This is a genomic window from Pseudomonas sp. F220 (assembly GCF_057813935.1).
The window spans coordinates 1-316 of sequence record NZ_JBVASJ010000160.1 but is presented as its reverse complement, the minus strand read 5'-3'; the positions used below and the strand labels follow the sequence as shown (position 1 = coordinate 316).

Below are 316 nucleotides of genomic sequence, written 5' to 3'. Positions count from 1 at the left end.
TCATCGTGATACACCGCCCAATCCTGCAAGTGCATGTACAGACTGTAGAAAGTCAGGCTGGGCGGCACGTCCGGGCTGCCCTCAATCTTCGGTGGCTGAAGACGGTGGCGTACCAGCACGAAATTACGTGAGAAGGGCTTTGCTACGCACAGTTCTTCGACGAAGTAGGTCGTGGTCGGTGAGTGCTCATCGATGCGATAAGCCACCACTTCACCATCGGCCAAGCAATGCACGCTGGATTGATCCAGAGCACCGGCAGTACCGCTGTCGAAATGCACGCCGCCGTGGCATAGACCACTGGTGCCTATTGGATAGA

Annotated in this window: 1 pseudogene; it reads right to left on the bottom strand. The window is 56.3% G+C overall.

The features are described 5' to 3' along the window. Positions 1–316, bottom strand: a pseudogene (locus ACZYSM_RS29445) (hypothetical protein); the annotation flags it as partial.